This is a genomic window from Streptomyces sp. NPDC017095, from assembly GCF_044332325.1.
Lineage (GTDB): Bacteria > Actinomycetota > Actinomycetes > Streptomycetales > Streptomycetaceae > Streptomyces.
In genome coordinates this window covers 137,688-156,473 of the sequence record NZ_JBIROU010000013.1, presented here as the reverse complement: position 1 = coordinate 156,473, position 18,786 = coordinate 137,688, and the positions used below count along the sequence as shown (strand labels likewise).

15 protein-coding genes are annotated in these 18,786 nt (G+C 69.2%); 5 read left to right on the top strand and 10 right to left on the bottom strand.

Features of this window, described 5'->3' with window-relative positions; genetic code table 11:
- Window positions 1-78: 78 nt before the first annotated feature.
- Genes ACH4OA_RS25285 through ACH4OA_RS25265 form a run of 5 tightly spaced genes read right to left on the bottom strand, consistent with a single transcriptional unit; the run spans window position 79 to window position 5,685 of the window.
- Complete coding sequence (locus tag ACH4OA_RS25285; RefSeq protein WP_397940335.1) at window positions 79-1,137, bottom strand: ABC transporter ATP-binding protein; 1,059 nt, start codon at window positions 1,135-1,137, stop codon at window positions 79-81.
- The gene (locus ACH4OA_RS25280) at window positions 1,130-2,104 is read right to left on the bottom strand and encodes an ABC transporter ATP-binding protein (RefSeq protein ID WP_397949077.1); all 975 of its coding nucleotides are present in this window, start codon (window positions 2,102-2,104) and stop codon (window positions 1,130-1,132) included. The genes ACH4OA_RS25285 and ACH4OA_RS25280 overlap by 8 nt, the downstream gene beginning before the upstream one ends.
- A 7-nt stretch (window positions 2,105-2,111) precedes the next feature.
- On the bottom strand, window positions 2,112-3,134 hold the full coding sequence (locus ACH4OA_RS25275) for an ABC transporter permease (RefSeq protein ID WP_397971074.1): 1,023 nt from the start codon (window positions 3,132-3,134) through the stop codon (window positions 2,112-2,114).
- Window positions 3,127-4,047 (bottom strand): ABC transporter permease, encoded by a 921-nt coding sequence (locus tag ACH4OA_RS25270; RefSeq protein ID WP_397949076.1) that lies wholly within the window; start codon window positions 4,045-4,047, stop codon window positions 3,127-3,129. The genes ACH4OA_RS25275 and ACH4OA_RS25270 overlap by 8 nt, the downstream gene beginning before the upstream one ends.
- Before the next feature lie 6 nt (window positions 4,048-4,053).
- Window positions 4,054-5,685: an ABC transporter substrate-binding protein gene (locus ACH4OA_RS25265; protein WP_397940341.1), complete on the bottom strand. Its 1,632-nt coding sequence runs from the start codon at window positions 5,683-5,685 to the stop codon at window positions 4,054-4,056.
- A gap of 464 nt (window positions 5,686-6,149) precedes the next feature.
- Between ACH4OA_RS25265 and ACH4OA_RS25260 the strand changes: the two genes are divergently transcribed.
- The 5 genes from ACH4OA_RS25260 (at window position 6,150) to ACH4OA_RS25240 (ending at window position 12,212) form a co-directional block, all read left to right on the top strand.
- On the top strand, window positions 6,150-7,178 hold the full coding sequence (locus tag ACH4OA_RS25260; protein WP_397971072.1) for an ABC transporter permease: 1,029 nt from the start codon (window positions 6,150-6,152) through the stop codon (window positions 7,176-7,178).
- A 78-nt stretch (window positions 7,179-7,256) separates the two neighbouring features.
- On the top strand, window positions 7,257-9,041 hold the full coding sequence (locus ACH4OA_RS25255) for an ABC transporter substrate-binding protein (protein ID WP_397971069.1): 1,785 nt from the start codon (window positions 7,257-7,259) through the stop codon (window positions 9,039-9,041).
- Between the two features lie 84 nt (window positions 9,042-9,125).
- Entirely contained in the window at window positions 9,126-10,106 is a 981-nt protein-coding gene (locus ACH4OA_RS25250; protein ID WP_397971066.1) for an ABC transporter permease, read from the top strand.
- A gap of 10 nt (window positions 10,107-10,116) precedes the next feature.
- Window positions 10,117-11,142 carry an ABC transporter ATP-binding protein gene (locus ACH4OA_RS25245; RefSeq protein WP_397971064.1) on the top strand — a complete coding sequence of 342 codons (1,026 nt, stop codon included), beginning with the start codon at window positions 10,117-10,119 and terminating at the stop codon, window positions 11,140-11,142.
- A gap of 26 nt (window positions 11,143-11,168) precedes the next feature.
- Window positions 11,169-12,212: an ABC transporter ATP-binding protein gene (locus ACH4OA_RS25240; protein WP_397949074.1), complete on the top strand. Its 1,044-nt coding sequence runs from the start codon at window positions 11,169-11,171 to the stop codon at window positions 12,210-12,212.
- A 243-nt stretch (window positions 12,213-12,455) separates the two neighbouring features.
- On the opposite strand, the gene ACH4OA_RS25235 is transcribed toward ACH4OA_RS25240, so the two are convergent.
- The 5 genes from ACH4OA_RS25235 to ACH4OA_RS25215 all read right to left on the bottom strand — a co-directional run bounded on the left by ACH4OA_RS25235 (window position 12,456) and on the right by ACH4OA_RS25215 (window position 18,677).
- Window positions 12,456-13,577 carry an ABC transporter ATP-binding protein gene (locus ACH4OA_RS25235; RefSeq protein WP_397971061.1) on the bottom strand — a complete coding sequence of 374 codons (1,122 nt, stop codon included), beginning with the start codon at window positions 13,575-13,577 and terminating at the stop codon, window positions 12,456-12,458.
- 13 nt (window positions 13,578-13,590) lie between these two features.
- Window positions 13,591-14,652: an ABC transporter ATP-binding protein gene (locus ACH4OA_RS25230; RefSeq protein WP_365875654.1), complete on the bottom strand. Its 1,062-nt coding sequence runs from the start codon at window positions 14,650-14,652 to the stop codon at window positions 13,591-13,593.
- A gap of 14 nt (window positions 14,653-14,666) precedes the next feature.
- Window positions 14,667-15,644: an ABC transporter permease gene (locus ACH4OA_RS25225; protein WP_365875652.1), complete on the bottom strand. Its 978-nt coding sequence runs from the start codon at window positions 15,642-15,644 to the stop codon at window positions 14,667-14,669.
- A 97-nt stretch (window positions 15,645-15,741) separates the two neighbouring features.
- Entirely contained in the window at window positions 15,742-17,535 is a 1,794-nt protein-coding gene (locus tag ACH4OA_RS25220; RefSeq protein WP_365875650.1) for an ABC transporter substrate-binding protein, read from the bottom strand.
- 101 nt (window positions 17,536-17,636) lie between these two features.
- Window positions 17,637-18,677, bottom strand: coding sequence for an ABC transporter permease (locus ACH4OA_RS25215; RefSeq protein ID WP_397944439.1), 1,041 nt, complete (start codon window positions 18,675-18,677; stop codon window positions 17,637-17,639).
- Between the last annotated feature and the right edge of the window lie 109 nt (window positions 18,678-18,786).

Below are 18,786 nucleotides of genomic sequence, written 5' to 3'. Positions count from 1 at the left end.
AGCGGTACCGATATACGGACACGCCAGCCTGAACTCCGTACGGCCGTGCGGGTGCCGTAAACGGGCCGGGGTGCGATGTCACCCCGGCCCGTTGCCGTCCGGCCGGGGCGCGGCCGGCGGCACGACCCGCTTCTCCTCGGCGAAGTGGCACGCCGAGGGATGGGCCGCGGGCCCGGACACGTCCCGGAAGACGGCCGGCACCGCCAGCGCCGGTACCTCCCGCGCGCACCGCTCCCGCGCCTTCCAGCAGCGGGTGCGGAAGCGGCAGCCGGACGGGACGGCCGCCGGCGAGGGCACGTCCCCGGTGAGCACGATCCGCTCCCGCCGGTCACGGGCGCCGGGATCGGGCACGGGCACCGCGGAGAGCAGGGCCTGGGTGTAGGGGTGGGTCGGGTGGTCGTAGATCGCGTCGTCCCGCCCGCTCTCCACGATCCGGCCCAGGTACATGACCCCGACCCGGTCCGCGAGGTGCCGGACCACCGACAGGTCGTGCGCGATGAAGACGTACGACAGGCCGAACTCCGACTGGAGCCGGGCCAGCAGGTTGACCACCTGGGCCTGCACCGAGACGTCCAGGGCGGACACCGGTTCGTCGGCGACGACGACCTCCGGGCGCAGCGCCAGTGCCCGGGCGATGCCGATGCGCTGGCGCTGGCCGCCGGAGAACTGGTGGGGATAGCGGTTGACGTACTCCGGATCGAGGCCGACCACGTCCAGCAGTTCCCGCACCCGGCGCCGCCGGTCGCCCTTGGGGGCGGCCTCGGGGTGGATCTCGAACGGTTCCCCGACGATGTCCCCGACGGTCATCCGGGGGTTGAGCGAGGTGTACGGGTCCTGGAAAACCATCTGGATGTTGCGGCGCACCGCCTTCCAAGCCCGGCCGGACAGCCCGGTGATCTCCTCGCCCCTGAACCGGACGGAGCCGGCCGTCGGGCGCTCCAGGCCGCACAGCAGCCGGGCGACCGTGGACTTGCCGCAGCCCGACTCGCCCACCAGGCCCAGCGTCTCGCCCCGGCCCAGGGTGAAGTCGACGCCGTCGACCGCCCGCACCGCGCCGGTCTGCCGGCGCAGCAGGACGCCCCGGGTGAGGGGGTAGTGCTTGACCAGTCCGGTCACTTCGAGGACGGGCTCAGCCACGCAGGCACTCCCGCCAGAAGTGGCAGGCGCTGCCCCGGCCGCCGGGCACCTCGTACAGCGGGGGCTCGTCGGTGCGGCACACCTCCCGGGCCAGCGGACAGCGCGGATGGAAGGAGCAGCCGGGCGGGACGCGCACGAGGTTGGGCGGCAGGCCCTTGATGGCGTACAGCTCCCGCCCCTTGCGGTCCAGCCGCGGTACGGAGTCCAGCAGGCCGCGGGTGTAGGGGTGGGCCGGGGCCCGGTAGAGGTCGTGCACGGGCGCGGACTCCACGATCTTCCCGGCGTACATCACCGCGATCCGGTCGGCGACGTCCGCGACCACGCCCAGGTCGTGGGTGATCAGGATCAGGGCCATGCGGTACTCGCGGCGCAGCTCCGCGAGCAGGTCCATGACCTGGGCCTGGACCGTGACGTCCAGGGCGGTGGTCGGCTCGTCGGCGATGACGAGCGCCGGGCGCAGGGCCAGCGCCATGGCGATCATGATGCGCTGGCGCATGCCGCCGGAGAACTGGTGGGGGTAGTCCCGCACCCGCTGGGCCGCCGCCGGGATGCGCACCCGGTCCATCAGCTCCACGGCCCGGGCCCGCGCGTCCTTGCGGGACATCCCCCGGTGCACGACGAACATCTCGCCGAGCTGGTCCCCGACGGAGAGCACCGGGTTGAGGGCCGACAGCGCGTCCTGGAAGATCATCGCCATCGCCGAGCCCCGGATGCTGCGCCGCTCCCGCTCCTTCAGCGTCAGCAGGTCCCGCCCCTGGAACAGCACGCGGCCGCCGGTGATCCGGGCGGGCGGGCTGTCCAGGATGCCCATCACGGCCTGCGCGGTGACGGACTTGCCGGACCCGGACTCGCCGAGCACGGCCAGCGTCTGCCCCGCGTCCACCGCGCAGCCGACCCCGTTGACGGCCCGGGCGACGCCGTCCCGGGTCCGGAACTCCACGTGCAGATCCCGCACTTCGAGCAGCACGGCACCATCACCTCAGCTTCGGGTCGAGGGCGTCGCGGACCGCGTCGCCGAGCATGATGAAGGCCAGCACCGTGACGGCGAGGGCACCGGAGGGCCACAGCAGGGCGTGCGGGGCGTTGCGGATGTAGGGGGAGGCGGCGGAGATGTCGATGCCCCAGGAGACGCTGGGCGGTTTGAGGCCGACGCCGAGGTAGGACAGGGTCGCCTCCAGGGCGATGTAGGTGCCGAGCGCGATGGTCGCGACGACGATGACGGGCGCCACGGCGTTCGGGGCGATGTGCCGCAGCAGGATGCGCGTGTCGGAGGCGCCGAGGGCGCGGGCGGCCTGCACGTAGTCGTTCTGCTTGACCGTGATGACCGAGCCGCGGGCGATCCGGGAGATCTGCGGCCAGCCGAGCAGCACCATGAACCCGACGACCGGCCAGATGGTGTCGGAGGACACCACGGACAGCAGGACCAGACCGCCGAGGACGACCGGGATGGCGAAGAAGATGTCGGTGGCCCGGGAGAGCACGGCGTCCCAGACACCGCCGAAGTAGCCCGCGAGAGCGCCGAGCACCGAACCGAGCAGGGCCACCCCTAGCGTGGCGCACAGGCCGACCGTGACGGACGTGCGGGCGCCGTGGACGGTGCGGGTGTAGACGTCGCAGCCCTGGCCGTCGTAGCCGAACGGGGCACCCGGTGCCGGGCCGTCCTGGGCCTTGGCCAGGTCGCAGGCGAGCGGGCTGCCGGGGGCGATCGCCGAGGGCCACAGGGAGATCAGCACCAGGAAGCAGATGACCAGGGCGGAGAGCAGGAAGACCGGGTTGCGGCGCAGGTCCCGCCAGGCGTCGGACCACAGCGAGCGGGACCGGCCGGCCGGTGCCGCTCCGTCGGGCGCGCCGCCGTCCGGTCCGTCCGGTGTGCCGCCGTCGGGGCCGCCCGGCGGCGGCCGCTCCAGCGTGGCGGCCTCGCTCGCGCCGAGGTCCATCGCACCGCCCATGCCGGTGCCGGCGATCGCGCCCTCGGGCTCGTGCGGCTGCTCATGCATAGCGGATCCTCGGGTCGAGTACGGCGTACAGCAGGTCGACGAGCAGGTTGGCCACCAGGAAGACGAGGACGAGGACGGTCACGAAGCCGACGACGGTCTGGGTGTTCTGGCGCAGGATGCCTTGGTAGAGCTGGTAGCCGACGCCGTGGATGTTGAAGATCCGCTCGGTGACGATCGCGCCGCCCATCAGCGCGCCGATGTCGGTGCCGATGAAGGTGACCACCGGGATCAGCGAGTTGCGCAGCAGGTGCCGGATGACGACCCGGTGGCGGGGCAGGCCCTTGGCGACGGCCGTGCGGACGTGGTCGGACCGCTTGTTCTCCGCGATGGAGGTGCGGGTCAGCCGGGTGACGTAGGCGAGCGAGACGGAGGCGAGGACCAGGCCGGGCACGATCAGTTCCAGGAAGGTGCCGCCGCGCACCGAGGGCCTGATCCACTGCCACCGGATGCCGAGCAGCAGTTGCAGCAGCAGCCCGGTGACGAAGGTCGGCACGGAGATCACCACCAGGGTGGCCAGGAGTACGGCGGTGTCCACGGGCCGGCCGCGCCGCAGTCCGGTGACGACGCCCAGCGTGACGCCGACGGCGATCTCGAACACGACGGCCACCACGGTCAGCCGGATGGTGACCGGGAACGCCGTCGCCATCAGCTCGGTGACCGGCTGCCCGTTGAAGGCCGTACCGAAGTCTCCGGTGAAGACCTTGCCCATGTAGCCGAGGTACTGCCGCCACAGCGGCTGGTCGAGGCCGAACTCCGCGCGCAGCCGGGCGGCCGTCGCCGGGTCGCAGGCCCGCTCCCCGCACAGTCCGGCCACGGGATCGCCCATCACGTTCACCATCAGGAAGATGAGCAGCGTGGCCCCGATGAACACCGGGATCATCTGCAGCAGCCGCCGCAGGACGTGGTGTCCCATGCCGGCTCAGCCGACCTTGATCTCGTTGTAGACGGGGACGCTGAAGGGGTTGAGCGCCACGTCGGAGAGCCGCTCGGAGTAGCCGGCGCTGCCGTTCTGGTACCAGAGCGGGATGGCGGCCATGGCGTCCCGGACGACCTCCTCGGCGCGCTGGAAGAGGACGACGGCCCGGGCCGGGTCCGTCTCGGCGTTGGCCCGGTCCACGAGCCGGTCGAAGCGCGGGTCGGACCACTGGCCGTCGTTGGAGGACGCGCCCGTGTAGTAGAGCGGCTGGAGGAAGTTCTGGATCAGCGGGTAGTCCATCTGCCAGCCCGCCCGGAACGGGCCGGGCATGGTGTGCCGGCCGATCTGGTTGCGGAAGTCGGCGAAGGTGCCGACCGGGTTGCCGGCGCAGGCCCGGTCGTCGCCGAGCGCGTTGTTGATGGAGTTGCAGACCGCGTCGACCCACTGCCGGTGCGAGCCGGAGTCCGCGTTGTAGGTGAGGGTGAGCCGGCCGCCCGGGATGCCGCCGCCCTCCTTGACCAGCTTCCTGGCGCCGGCGGGGTCGTAGCGGCAGGCCCGGCCGCACAGTCCGGGCGCGTAGCCGCCGGCCCGGCCGAGCACCGGGGAGGTCCAGTCGGTGGCCGGGGTCCGGGTGGAGCGGAAGATGGTGCCGGTGATCTGCGCGCGGTTGATCGCCATGGACAGGCCGGTGCGGACCTTCGCGGCGCCGGGCGTCCTCCACGCCTTGTCGTGGTAGGGGAAGGCGAGGGTCTGGATGATGCCCGCGGGCGTGTTGAGGTAGCGGTCGCCCAGGTCGGACCGGACGTTCTTCAACTGGGCGGCGGGGATGTCGTCGACGAGGTCGAGGTTGCCGGCCAGGAGGTCGGTGTAGGCGGTGTTGCCGTCGGTGTAGACGAGCAGCGTCACGCCGTCGTTGCGCGCCTTGTCCGGGCCCGGGTAGTCGGCGCGCCGGCGCAGGTACATCTGCGAGCCCTTCGTATAGGACTCGATGACGTACGGCCCGTTGCCGACCGGCTTGCGGAGCCAGGCGGCGTGGTCGGTGAAGAAGGCGCGGGGCAGCGGGGCGAAGGCCGCGTAGCCGAGGGTGTCGGGGAAGCCGGAGAACTTCTGGTTGAGCCGGACGGTGAAGGTGTGGTCGTCCAGCACCTTCAGACCCGCCAGGGTGGCGGCGGTCTGCCGGCCGGTGGCGGGGTGGACCTTGTCGTAGCCGTCGATGTAGGCGAAGAAGTAGGCGTTCTTCTGGTTGTGGCCCAGGCTCGCCCCGTAGTTCCAGGCGTCCACGAAGGAGTGGGCGGTCACCTTCTCGCCGTTGGAGAAAGTCCAGCCGTCCTTGAGCCGGACGGTGAAGTTCCGCGAGTCCCTCGTCTCGATGGACCGCGCCAGCCAGTCCCGGGCCTCGCCGGTCCTCGGGTCGTATCTCTTCAGACCCCGGAAGATCATGTCGAGGACCTTGCCGCCCTGCACCTCGTTGGTGTTGGCCGGCTCCAGCGGGTTCTGCGGGTCGGCCCAGGAGGAGCTGAGCACGGCGCCGCCGTTGCCGCCCGCGCCGACGCCCGCGCAGCCCGCGGCGGCGAGCGCCACCGCTGCCGCCGACGCGGCGCGGACGGCCCGGCGGACCCGTGTGCTGCCCCGCATGGCGTGCCTCCTCCCTGAGCCCTGGACCGGGCACGGTCTATCGACACATACCGCGCTCAGTTTTCCCGCACCGCCCCTTTCGACGGCTTTTAGCGGGACACGTCATCCGAATGCAGGCACCGCCGTCCGCCACCAAGATGATCTTGCGTGTCGGATGCAATAGATCGACGCGTAACGATGCCGAAACGTTGGATTGCGGCGCGGCGATGTACGCATTTCGACACTCCACCGTCCGCATATCGAACTTCTTGCCCGATTGGCCCGAATAGTCCGATGTGAAGCACGGATTGGTTACGGCGCGCTACCCGCGTAGCTACGGAATGATCAAGAAAGAGTAAAGAAGGTAAAGACAAAACCAAGGCGCCCGAGAATTTATTGACCTTGAATGAATTGCGTTGAAAAAGTCCGGCGTAGCCCGTAGGGGAGCGCCCTGCGGAGCCTTGACCCACAAGGCACGGAGCATCATGACCCCCGCAACCCCTTCCCCGGCCGCCCCTCTCGAGGTGACCGACGAAGAAAGCGCCGCACCGGCGAAGCCCGACACCCCCAAGGGCTCCCAGAGCCGCTCTCCGGGACGGCTGGCCTGGACCCGCTTCAAGCGGGACCGGACGGGCGTCATTTCCGCCTTCGTGGTGATCTTCTTCTTCGTGATCGGCATCCTGGCGCCGCTCATCGCCAAGCTGTACGGCAAGGACCCGTACACCACCTACGGCATGAACATCCCGGGCCTGCTGAACGAGTTCAACTACCCCATCAAGCCCAACGGCGGCATCAGCTCCGACTTCTGGCTGGGCATCGAGCCCCAGCTCGGCCGGGACGTCTTCACCTTCCTGCTCTACGGCATCCGCAACTCCCTGCTCATCGCCTCCGTGGCCGCCCTGCTGACGACCCTGATGGGCGTCGTCATCGGCATCACCGCCGGCTACCTGGGCGGCAAGACGGACTACTTCGTCGGCCGCGTGATCGACGTCCTGCTGGCGTTCCCGCAGACTCTCTTCTTCATCGCTTTCTGGCCTGTCGTGATGGCGATCCTCGTCCCGCCGGACGAGAACACCCCGGTCTGGCTGACGACCACCAGCCTCATCGTCGTGATGACCGCCTTCGGCTGGGCCTCCATGGCCCGTCTGCTGCGCGGCGAGGTCCTCGCGCTGCGCGAACGGGAGTTCGTGGAGGCGGCCAAGGTCACCGGCGCGTCCCCGGCGCGGATCATCTTCAAGGAACTGCTGCCGAACCTGTGGACGCCGATCCTCATCCAGGCGACCCTTCTCCTCCCGGCCTACGTCACGGCCGAAGCGGGCCTCGCCTTCGTCGGTGTCGGTCTGTCGGATCCCACTCCCGACTGGGGCGTGATGATCCAGAACGGCGCCAAGGTGTACCAGGACGACATCACCTTCATGCTCTTCCCGGGCCTGTCCATGGTGATCTTCGTCGTCGCCTTCAACCTGCTGGGCGACTCGGTCCGCGACGCCCTGGACCCCAAGACCAAGCGCTGAGCTCCATCCCCGGCCACGGCGACGGGGCCCGGCCGGGGCTTCAGCACCACTTCGTTCCTTCACCAGAACAGGCCAGCCATGTCCTTTTCCCGCAGAAACTTCCTGATAGCCACCTCTGTCGCGGCCGCGGGCTCGACCCTGCTGTCCGCGTGCAGCAGCGGTGACGCAGGAAGCGGCGGCAACAGCCCGAGCGCCGGCGCCACGGAGTACACCGGCGCCAAGGTCACCGTCGGCACCAAGGCCGACTCCACCGGCCCGGCCCCCGAGATCCCCGGCGCCAAGGCGGGCGGCACGATCCGCGGTCTGGCCCCGGACGACTTCTCGCACCTCGACCCGCAGCGCATCTACTACGCGTACAACTCCACGGTCGCCCTGCTGCTGCACCGCTGCCTGACCGGCTACAAGATCGACGCCACCGGCAAGCAGAAGCTGGTCGGCGACCTGGCCACCGACGTCGGCACCGCCTCGGACGACAACAAGACCTGGACCTTCACGCTGAAGGAGGGTCTGAAGTGGGAGGACGGCAGCGAGCTGACCGTCGAGGACGTCCGCCACGGCTTCGAGCGCGCCTGGGCGCCGTTCATCACCGAGGGCGCCGACTACGCCCAGCGGGCGCTGACCGGCAAGGCCGGCAAGTGGCGTGACGTGTACGAGGGCCCCTACGGCGGCAAGCACCTGGACTCGATCGTCACCGACAAGGCGAAGCGGACGATCACCTTCAAGCTGGCCGAGTCCAAGCCGGACTTCAACTTCACCCTGGCCATGCACTCCTACGCCGCCGTGCCGGTGAAGCAGGACACCAAGGAGAAGTACGACAAGAAGCCCGTCGCTTCCGGTCCGTACAAGATCAAGGCCCACACCACCGACAAGTCGATGGTGCTGATCCGGAACAAGCACTGGGACCCGAAGACCGACTCGATCCGCAACGCCTACCCGGACGGCTTCGAGTTCACCTTCGGTGTCGAGACCCTGGACTCGGTCGACCGCCTCATCGCCTCCCAGGGCAACGACGCCTACGCGGTCTCCATCTACAAGGGTGTCCCGGCCGAGCGCATCCAGAAGGTCCTCAGCGACCCGGACCTGAAGAAGCGCACCTTCAACGGCCTCATCACCGGCACCTACTTCTACTGGATCAACACCAAGCGCATCACCGACCTGAAGGTCCGCCAGGCCCTGATCCACGCCTGGCCGCTCCAGCAGATCCGGCAGATCTACGGCGGCCCGTCCGCCGGCGACATCGCCACGACGACCATCAGCCCCGACATCATCGGCTACCAGAAGTCCGATGTGTACGACAAGCTGAAGAAGCCGCAGGGCGACCCGGAGGCGGCCAAGAAGCTGCTGAAGGAGGCCGGCAAGCTGGGCCAGAAGGTCGTCTACGCCTTCCCGAACGACCCGACCTACAACAAGACCAAGGTCGTCATCGAGAACGCGCTCAAGGCGGCCGGCTTCAACCCGGTCATCAAGCCGATCGACTCCACGTCGTACTACGACCAGATCCAGCAGGTCGACAACAGCTACGACGTGATGTGGGGCGGCTGGTCCCCGGACTGGCCGACCGCCTACACGATGCTCCAGCCGCTGTACGACGGCGACGCCATCGGCAACGGCAAGAACAACGTGTCGCAGACCGACGTCGCCTGGATCAACGAGGGCATCAAGAAGAACGCCGTCATCGCCGACCAGGCGGAGGCCGGCAAGGCCTGGGTCGCGCTGGACCAGCGGATCATGAAGGAAGTCGCCCCGATCATCCCCGAGACGTTCACCCGGCGCTTCTACGTCTACGGCAACAAGGTCGGCGGTGCTCAGTTCGACCCGAACTTCTCCGCCACCCTGCTCTACAAGACGTTCGTCAAGGCCTGACGTACGGCCTCCTAGGCGGGGCGGCCCAGGTGCCGCCCCGCCGTCTCACCCCCCTACGGCATCCGTCAGGAAATCCCAACTGCCATGTTCCGCTTCCTCGTCCGCCGGATCCTCGGCGCCGCGGTGATTCTGCTGATCATCAGCGCCCTGGTGTTCGTCCTGTTCTACGCCGCTCCGCGCGACCCGGCCCGCATCGCCTGCGGCAAGGTCTGCACCCCGGAGACCCTGGAGTTGGTGAAGAAGAACCTGGGGATCTCCGATCCGCTCCCCGTGCAGTACTGGGAATGGCTCAAGGGCCTGTTCGTGGGGCGGGACTACACCTCGTTCGGACACTGCGACGCGCCGTGCCTGGGCTACTCGTTCCAGAGCCGTGAGCCGGTCCTGGACACCATCCTGGACCGTTTCCCCACCACGGTCTCCCTGTCGCTGGGCGCCGCCGTGGTCTTCCTGATCTTCGGTGTCGGCACGGGCATGCTGGCCGCCGTCAAGCAGGGCAAGGCGCTGGACAAGATCGCCAGTTCGGCCTCGCTGATCGCGTCCTCGATGCAGATCTACGTCGTCGGTGTGTTCGCCACCTACCTCCTGGTCGACCAACTGCACCTGCTGGACCGGGCCAGCTACACACCGTTCACCGACAACCCGGCCAAGTGGTTCTCCGGGCTGCTGGTGCCCTGGCTGGTGCTGTCGCTGATCTTCACCGCCAACTACACCCGTATGACGCGCTCCCAGATGGTCGAGTCGCTCAGCCAGGACTACGTGCGCACCGCCCGCGCCAAGGGCCTGTCCGCCCGCACGGTGTTCTTCCGGTTCGCCTGGCGCGGCGCCATGGGCCCGATCATCACCATCTTCGGCCTCGACCTCGGTGTGCTGCTCGGCGGCGCGATCATCACCGAGTCGACCTTCAGCCTCCAGGGCCTGGGCATGCTCTCGGTGAAGGCGGTGGGCACCAACGACCTGCCGATGCTGCTGGGTGTCATCCTGGTGGCCGCGGCCGCGATCGTCGTCTTCAACATCATCGTGGACGCCGTGTACGCCATGATCGACCCGCGCGTGCGCCTCGCCTAAGGAGAGACCCATGAGCACCCCCTTCCTCTCCGTCCACGACCTCAAGGTCCACTTCTCCACCGAGGACGGCGTCGTCAAGGCCGTCGACGGACTCTCCTTCGACCTGGAGAAGGGCCGGACCCTCGGCATCGTCGGCGAGTCCGGCTCGGGCAAGTCCGTCACCAACATGGCGATCCTGGGCCTGCACGACCGCCGCAACACCGCCCTCGACGGCGAGATCCTGCTCGACGGCCAGGAGCTGATCACCGCCTCCGAGAAGGAGCTGGAGCGGCTCCGCGGCAACAAGATGTCCATGATCTTCCAGGACGCGCTGGCCTCGCTGTCGCCGTACCACAGCATCGGCGCGCAGATCGGCGAGACCTACCGGAAGCACACCGGCTGCTCCAAGAAGGAGGCCCGGGTCCGCGCGATCGAGATGCTGCGCCGGGTCGGCATCCCGCAGCCCGACGTCCGGGTGGACGACTATCCGCACCAGTTCTCCGGCGGTATGCGCCAGCGCGCGATGATCGCCATGGCACTGGTCTGCGACCCCGAGCTGCTGATCGCCGACGAGCCGACCACGGCCCTCGACGTGACGGTCCAGGCGCAGATCATGGACCTGCTGAAGGACCTCCAGCAGGAGTTCGGCACCGCGATCATCTTCATCACGCACGACCTGGGCGTCATCGCGGACATCGCGGACGACGTCCTGGTGATGTACGGCGGCCGGTGCGTGGAGCGCGGCACGAAGAAGGAAGTGCTCCAGGCCCCGCAGCACCCGTACACGCTGGGGCTGCTCGGGTCCATGCCGAGCCTGGACGGGCCGGTCGACGTACCGCTGTCGCCGATCCCGGGCTCGCCGCCCTCCCTGCTCAACCCGCCGACCGGCTGCCGCTTCCACCCCCGGTGCGCGTTCGCCGACCAGGTGGCCGGCGGGCGGTGCTCCGCCGAGCGGCCCGTGCTGGAGGTCGTCGACGGGCGGGCCGCCGCCTGCCATCTGACGCCGGAGCAGAAGCGCGAGTTGTTCTCCGACTACGCCGCGGCCCGCACGCACTGACGGACCTCAGACGGGACTTCACCACCATGAGCAGCACCACCCCCCTCCTGGACGTCTCCGGGCTCACCAAGCACTTCCCGATCAAGGGCGGCTTCCCGATCCGGCGGACCGTCGGCGCCGTGCAGGCCGTCGACGGCCTGGACTTCCAGGTTGCCGAGGGCGAGAGCCTGGGCCTGGTCGGCGAGTCGGGCTGCGGCAAGTCGACCACCGGCCGGCTGATCACGCGCCTGCTGGAGCCGACCGGCGGCAGGATCGCCTACCGCGGCCAGGACATCACGCATGCCGGCCGCAAGGACCTCGCGCCGATCCGCTCCGAGATCCAGATGATCTTCCAGGACCCGTACGCCTCGCTGAACCCGCGGCAGACGGTCGGCAAGATCATCTCCGGTCCGATGGAGATCAACGGCATCAACCCGCCCGGCGGCCACGAGAAGCGGGTGCGCGAGCTGCTGGAGATCGTGGGCCTGAGCCCGGAGCACTACAACCGGTTCCCGCACGAGTTCTCCGGCGGCCAGCGCCAGCGCATCGGCGTCGCCCGCGCCCTCGCGCTGGACCCGAAGCTGATCGTCGCCGACGAGCCGGTGTCGGCCCTGGACGTCTCCATCCAGGCCCAGGTCGTCAACCTGCTCCAGAAGGTGCAGCGGGAACTGGGCATCGCGTTCGTCTTCATCGCCCACGACCTCGCGATCGTCCGGCACTTCTCGCAGCGCGTCGCCGTCATGTACCTCGGCAAGATCGTGGAGATCGCGGACCGCGACGACCTGTACGGCAACCCGCGCCACCCCTACACCCGGGCCCTGCTCTCCGCGGTGCCCGAGGCCACGGTGGACGAGGTGCCGCGCGAGCGCATCCGGCTGACCGGTGACGTGCCGTCGCCGATCAACCCGCCGTCCGGCTGCCGTTTCCGCACCCGCTGCTGGAAGGCGACCGAGAAGTGCGCGACTCAGGCGCCGCCGCTGGTGCAGGTGGAGGGCAACAAGCCGGGCCACCTCACGGCGTGCCACTACCCTGAGACGGCGGACACCGTCCCCGCTCCGCGCCTGTCCAAAGACCCCGAGGCGGCGGCCTGACACACCCCTTTCCGTCAGCCGCCCCCTGGTGGAGCGGACTTTCACCGGCCCATTGACCCGAGCCCTGAACGTCCGGTCCAGGGGACGAGGGCCCGTGCCTGCCCAGGCACGGGCCCTCTTCTGCGCTCGGCGGCGGACACGGCTCCGCCGCCGGCACCCGGTCGTACGCCGTGGGCGCCCCGCCCCGCCGCACAATCAGGCGGCGGACCGGCCGGCGCGCCACGCGGCCGGGGCCGCGGCCGGTCAGTCCGGTTGCTTCTCCTCCAGGGCCGCCAGTGCCGGGTCAAGGACGATGTCCTGGTCGCGGGCCTCGATGGTGGGCTCCTCCGGGAAGTGGCAGGCCGTGAGGTGGCCGTCCCGGTTGCCGGACAACCTGATCAGCGGGGGCTCCTCGGCCGCGCACTTCTCGGCCGCCTTCCAGCAGCGGGTGCGGAAGCGGCAGCCGGAGGGCGGGTTGATCGGGGACGGCACGTCGCCGGCGAGCCGGATGCGCTCCCGTCCGGTCGACTCCCCCTCCGTCAGGGTCACCTCGGGGACGGCGGAGAGCAGGGCGTGGGTGTACGGATGGCGCGGCCGGGTGTAGATGGAGTCGCGGTCGCCCACCTCGATGATCTTGCCGAGGTACATGACGGCGACGCGCTGCGAGAAGTGCCGGACGATCGCGAGGTCGTGGGCGATGAAGACGAACGCGATGCCCAGTTCCCGCTGCACCTTCTGGAGCAGGTTGACGACCTGCGCCTGGATGGAGACGTCCAGCGCCGACACCGGCTCGTCGGCGACGATCAGCTTCGGCTCCAGGGCCAGCGCCCGTGCCACGCCGATGCGCTGGCGCTGGCCGCCGGAGAACTCGTGCGGGAACCGGTTGTAGTGCTCCGGGTTCAGACCGACGGTCTCCAGCAGCTCGCGCACCCGCTTCTCCCGGCCCCCGGGCGGGCTGATGCCGTTGATCTCCATCGGACCGGAGATGATCTTGCCGACCGTCTGCCGCGGGTTCAGCGACGAGTACGGGTCCTGGAAGATCATCTGGATCTCGGAGCGGATGGGAGCGAGATCCCGGCGGGAGGCGTGGCCGATGTCCCGGCCGCGGTAGGTGATCGTGCCGCCGGTCGGCTCCAGCAGCCGGGTGACCAGCCGGCCGGTGGTCGACTTGCCGCAGCCCGACTCGCCGACCAGGCCGAAGCTCTCGGCCTCGCCGACCTCGAAGTCCAGGCCGTCGACGGCCTGCACGGCGCCGACGGTCCGCCGGATCGGGAAGCCGCCCTTGACCGGGAAGTGCTTGACCAGCCCGGAGACCTTCAGCAGCGGCTCCGGGCGGGTGGTGTCGCCGGCCTCGCGGGCGGCGGGGAGGACGAGGTCCTCTGTCATGACGGTGGTCCTCCTAGCCCAGACCGGGCCTGATCTCTTCGGCGAAGATGGTGCGTTTCTGCTCGGCGTCGAGGTGGCACGCCGAGGAACGGCCCCCGGCCAGCGCGGGCCGCTCGGTGACGCAGCGGTCGCCCCCGACCCGGTCCCGGAAGGTGCACCGGGGATGGAAGCGGCAGCCGGTCGGCGGATGGAGCAGGCTCGGCGGCGTACCGGGGATGGGTGAGAGCGGGGTGCCGAGGTCGGAGTCCAGCCGGGGCATGGAGTTCAGCAGGCCCCAGGTGTACGGGTGCCGCGGTGAGCGGAGGACCTCGTCGACCGTGCCGCGCTCCACCGCGCGGCCTGCGTACATGACCATGATGTCGTCGGCCATGTCGGCGATGACACCGAGGTCGTGGGTGATGAAGACGATCGCGGTGCCGAACTCCCGCTGGAGGTCCTTGAGCAGGTCCAGGATCTGGGCCTGCACGGTCACGTCCAGCGCGGTGGTCGGCTCGTCGGCGATCAGCAGGTCCGGGGTGCACACCAGCGCCATGGCGATCATCGCGCGCTGGCGCATACCGCCGGAGAACTGGTGCGGGTAGTCCCGCGCACGCTCGGCGGGGTTGGGGATGCCGACCTTGCCGAGCATCTCCACGGCCCGCTCCCAGGCGGCCTTCTTCGATGCGCCCGTGTGCTTCCGGTAGGGCTCGGCGATCTGCCGGCCGATGCTGTAGAAGGGCGACAGCGCGGTGAGCGGGTCCTGGAAGATCATCGCCACCCGGTTGCCGCGCAGCCGCTCCAGTTCCTTCTCGGTGGCGGTGACGAGTTCCCTGCCGTCGAAGACGATCTCCCCGTCGACCGTCGTGAACAGCGGGTCGTGCAGCCCGAGGATCGTCAGGTTGGTGACCGACTTGCCCGAACCGGACTCGCCCACGATGCCGAGGGTCCGGCCGCGGTGCAGGTCGAAGGAGAGCCCGTCGACGGCCCTGACCGGGCCGTCCTCGGTGGAGAACGTCACCTGGAGATCGCGCACCGAGAGGAATCCGTCCGGCCCGGCCGGGGCCGGTGCGCCCGCCGCCTTGGTCACTGTGGTCACGATGGCTGGTCTTCCTAGGAGAGCCGGATGCGCGGGTCGATCCACGCGTAGGTGATGTCGGTCAGGATGTTGATGAGCAGGATGAAGAAGGCGCCGAAGAGCATGACCCCCATCGTCAGCGGCAGGTCCTTGTTGACCGCGCCGTCCACGGCGAGCCGGCCGATCCCCTGGAGGGAGAAGGTGAGTTCGGTGACGACGGCGCCGCCCAGCATGGAGCTGACGTCGATGCCGAGCACGGTGACGATCGGGATGAGCGAGCCGCGCCAGGCGTAGCGCAGGAAGACGTACCCGCGTGACATGCCCTTGGCCCGGGCGGTGCGCACATGGTCCTCGGCGAGCTGCTCGATCATCGACGAGCGCGCCATACGGGTGTACTGCGCGGTGAAGATCGTCGCCATCACGCAGACCGGGATCGACATGCCGGTGAACCAGCCGACCGGGTCCTGGGTGAAGGGCACGTACCGGGGGTCCTCCATCCAGCCGGTGCTGTAGACGAGGACCGTCAGCACGACCGGGCCGAGGAAGTAGATCTGGAAGGAGCTGAGCACCATGGAGGTGCCGGTGGCGACCTTGTCCACCAGTGTCCCGCGCCGGTAGGCGGCGATCATGCCGGCGCCGACGCCGACGAGGAGGAAGACGATCGCGCCGCCAGCGGTCAGGGTGAGGGTCAGCGGGAACCGGTCCATGATCGTGCTCCAGACCATGTCCCCGGAGTAGAACGACACGCCCAGGCAGGGTGCCGAGCAGTGACCGGCCGGGAAGTCACGGCCCGTCACGACACCGGACATGAAGTCCCAGAACTGCTGGGCGAGGGGCAGGTTGAGGCCCAGGGCCTCCCGGATGTCCGCCAGCCGCTGGGGCGAGCAGTCCTTGCCGCAGGCCAGGGAGGCGTAGTCGGAGGGTGCGGCCACGAAGAGGAAGAAGGTCGCCGCTCCGATGAGGAAGAGCGTGACGAAGGCGCCTACCGTGCGCCGGAGGATGAACTGAAGCATGGCGGGCTGGCTGCTCTCTGCACAGACGGTGGGGAGGGACGCGCTCGGAGGCGGGGGCGCGCTCGCTTCGCAGCGCGCCCCCGTCATCGGCCGAGGATCACGACTTCAGGTACAGCCGGTTGATGTCGATGAGGCTGGAGACCGTGCCGTAGCGGGCACCGCCGACGTTGCCGCCGGAGATCTGGAACTGCTTCGTGTACCACAGCGGTGCCGCCGGGATGACGTTCTCCAGCAGGTAGTGGTGGGCTTCCTTCCAGGTCTTGGCGGCCTCGGCCGGCGCCTGCGTCACCGCCTTCTTGATGAGGGCGTCGACCTTCGGGTCCTTGACGTGGGAGTAGTTCGCGGAGCCGTCGGTGACCTGCGAGCCGTCGTAGATCGGCGTGACGACCGTGCCCGGGGACGGCCAGTCCTGGCCCCAGCCGCTGATGTAGAGGTCGAACGGGTTGTCCAGCTTGCCGATCTGCTCGTAGTAGCTCGCCGCGTCGACCTCCTTGGCGACGACGTCGAAGCCGGCCTTGCTCAGCGCGTCCTCGATGGCGACCTTGCGCCGCTGGCCCTGCTCGCTGTTGGCGTAGGCGAAGACGAGCTTCTTCTCGGCGGCCGGGACGCCCTTGAGGATCTCCTTGGCCTTGGCGATGTTGCCCTGCGGGGTCTTCAGACGGCCGTAGGGGTCGTAGCCCGCCTCGTAGCCCGGCAGCGTCGGCGCGAAGAGGTTGGGCGCGACGTCACCGCCGTAGGCGCCGCCCTCGCCGGCGATCAGCGACTTGGAGTTGACCGCGTAGGTGACGGCCTCGCGGACCTTCTTGTCCTTGACCCGGTCGAGGTTGAAGGTCAGCGCCATGACGTACGGCTGGTAGCCCTTGACCGTGCGCTTGCTGGCGTCCGGGTCGTTGATGACGTCCTGGATCTGGGTGGCGTCGACACCGCCGGTGAGCTGGATGGCGTTCTTGTTGTCGCCCTCGTCCGCGATCAGGCGCTTGGTCTGGGTGGACTCGGTGACGCCGAACTGGAAGGTGAAGCCGTTGACGTACTGGTGGCGCACGGCGTCGGTCTTCGGGTCCCAGTTGCCGTTCTTCACCAGCTTCAGGGTCTTGCCGACCTTGTTCTCGGCGATCTTGTACGGTCCGGTGGCGACCGGCTTCTTCTCGTACCGCTCCTTGGTGTCGCCCTTGGCCGGGACCAGGGCGTAGCCGGCCATGGCGAGCGTCTGCGGCAGGTCCGGGCGCGGCTGGTCGAAGTGGAAGACGACCGTCTTGGCGTCCGGGGTGTCCAGGACCGAGGCCGGCAGGTGCTTGCCGTCGAAGCCGCCGCCGGGCAGGGCCTTGCGGTAGTCGGCGCCGCTCAGCCAGGTCTGCAGATAGGTCGGGCCGTCGAAGATGAACTTCGCGTACTGGCGCTCGACGGTGTGCCGCACGTCGGCGGAGGTGATCGGGTGGCCGGCCTCGTCCTTGATGCCGTCCTTCAGGGTGAAGGTCCAGGTCCTGCCGCCGTCGGTGGGCTTGCCGGAGTCGGTGGCGAGGTCGCCGACGACCGACACGTCGCCCTTGTCGTCCTCCTGGAACTGGGTCAGCCGGCGGAAGAGCAGGTTGGCGACCTGGCCGGAGTCGGAGACGTAGATCTGGCCGGGGTCCAGGTGGGACAGGCCGGCCTCCTGGTACACGGTGATCGTGCCGCCGGGTTTGGCGCCCGGCACCTCCTTGGCGGGGCCGGTCGAGCCCGCGGCGTCGACGTAGGTGACCGCCTTCGACTGGACCGCCGCTTCCTTCTGGTCCTTCTTGGAGTCCTTGCCGGACGTGCCGCCCTCGTTCTTCGAGCAGGCCGTGAGAGCGAGGGAGCCGGCCGCGAGGGCGACCACGACGGCACGCGTTCTGCGGGCGCGATGAGAGATCATGTGGCGAATCCACCTACCTGTGGTTGTTGTCCGTGAGATCTGCCGGGCGCCGGCCGGGCGGGCCGGCGGGGGCGGCAGCCACCCCCCACCCAACGGACGAGCTAGCGCCCGGACTTGGGGTCGAACGCGTCCCGTACCGAGTCCCCGAGGAGGTTGAAGCACAGGACGAAGATCACCAGTGCCACACCGGGGAAGAACATGAACGCCGGATCCTGTTCGGCGTACCGGGCGCCGGCGGCGAAGAGGCGCCCCCAGTCGGGCGTCGGCTCGACGAACCCGACGCCCGCGAAGGACAGGAAGGCGATGCTGAGGATCGTGCTGGGCAGTTGGTACGTGAACTGCACCAGGATCGGGGTGACGACGTTGGGCAGGATCTCCTTGCGCACGATCCGCCACGGCGAGGCCCCGGAGACCCGGGCGGCCTCCACGAACTCCCGCTCCCGCAGGGACAGTACGGTCGACCGCACCAGGCGGGCCATGCCCATCCAGCCCAGCAGCCACAGCACGATCAGCATGGCCACGGCGCGGAAGTAGGTCGGCGTCTCCTCGCGCGGGTTCACGAAGAACGACGTCACGACGGGCATGAACGCGATGAAGAACAACTGCTGCGGGAAGGACAGGAAGAAGTCGGTGCCGCGGCCGATCCAGTAGTCCGTACGACCGCCGAAGTACCCCCCGATCAGCCCGATCACGACACCGGTGAACATGATGAGGACGGTGATGCCGAGCGCCATGTACAACGAGGTGCGCATCCCGTACAGCAGCATGGCGTAGAGATCACGGCCGTACTGCGGTTCGACGCCGAACCAGTGGGCGCCCGAGACGCCTCCCAAGTAGCCGAGCGGAAGCCCGAATTCGTCGAGCAGGGGCTTGTCGGCGTAGGTCGGGTCCTGACCGTACAGGGTGTACGGATCGGTCCCCGGCAGCTTCGCGAGCAACGGCGCGAGCAGCGCGACAACGAAGTAGCCGATCACCACCACGGCGCAGACGACGCCGGTGCGGTCGCGCCGGAAGCGCAGCCACATCAGCTGGCCGGGAGACCGGCCCGCGAGTTCGACGGCGTCGCCCTTCGCGGCCGGCTCTGGTGCGCCGCCGACGACGACCGACGCCCCGCCGCCCTCCAGATCGATAGGACTCGTCACGGTTCGTCCGTTTCACAGGATAAGTAGGAGAGGCGCCCAGGTACTCCGAGAACGCGCGTGACCGCAGTCGGACGCGCGTAGTTACCGGGGTTTCCCTCCTCATGACTTC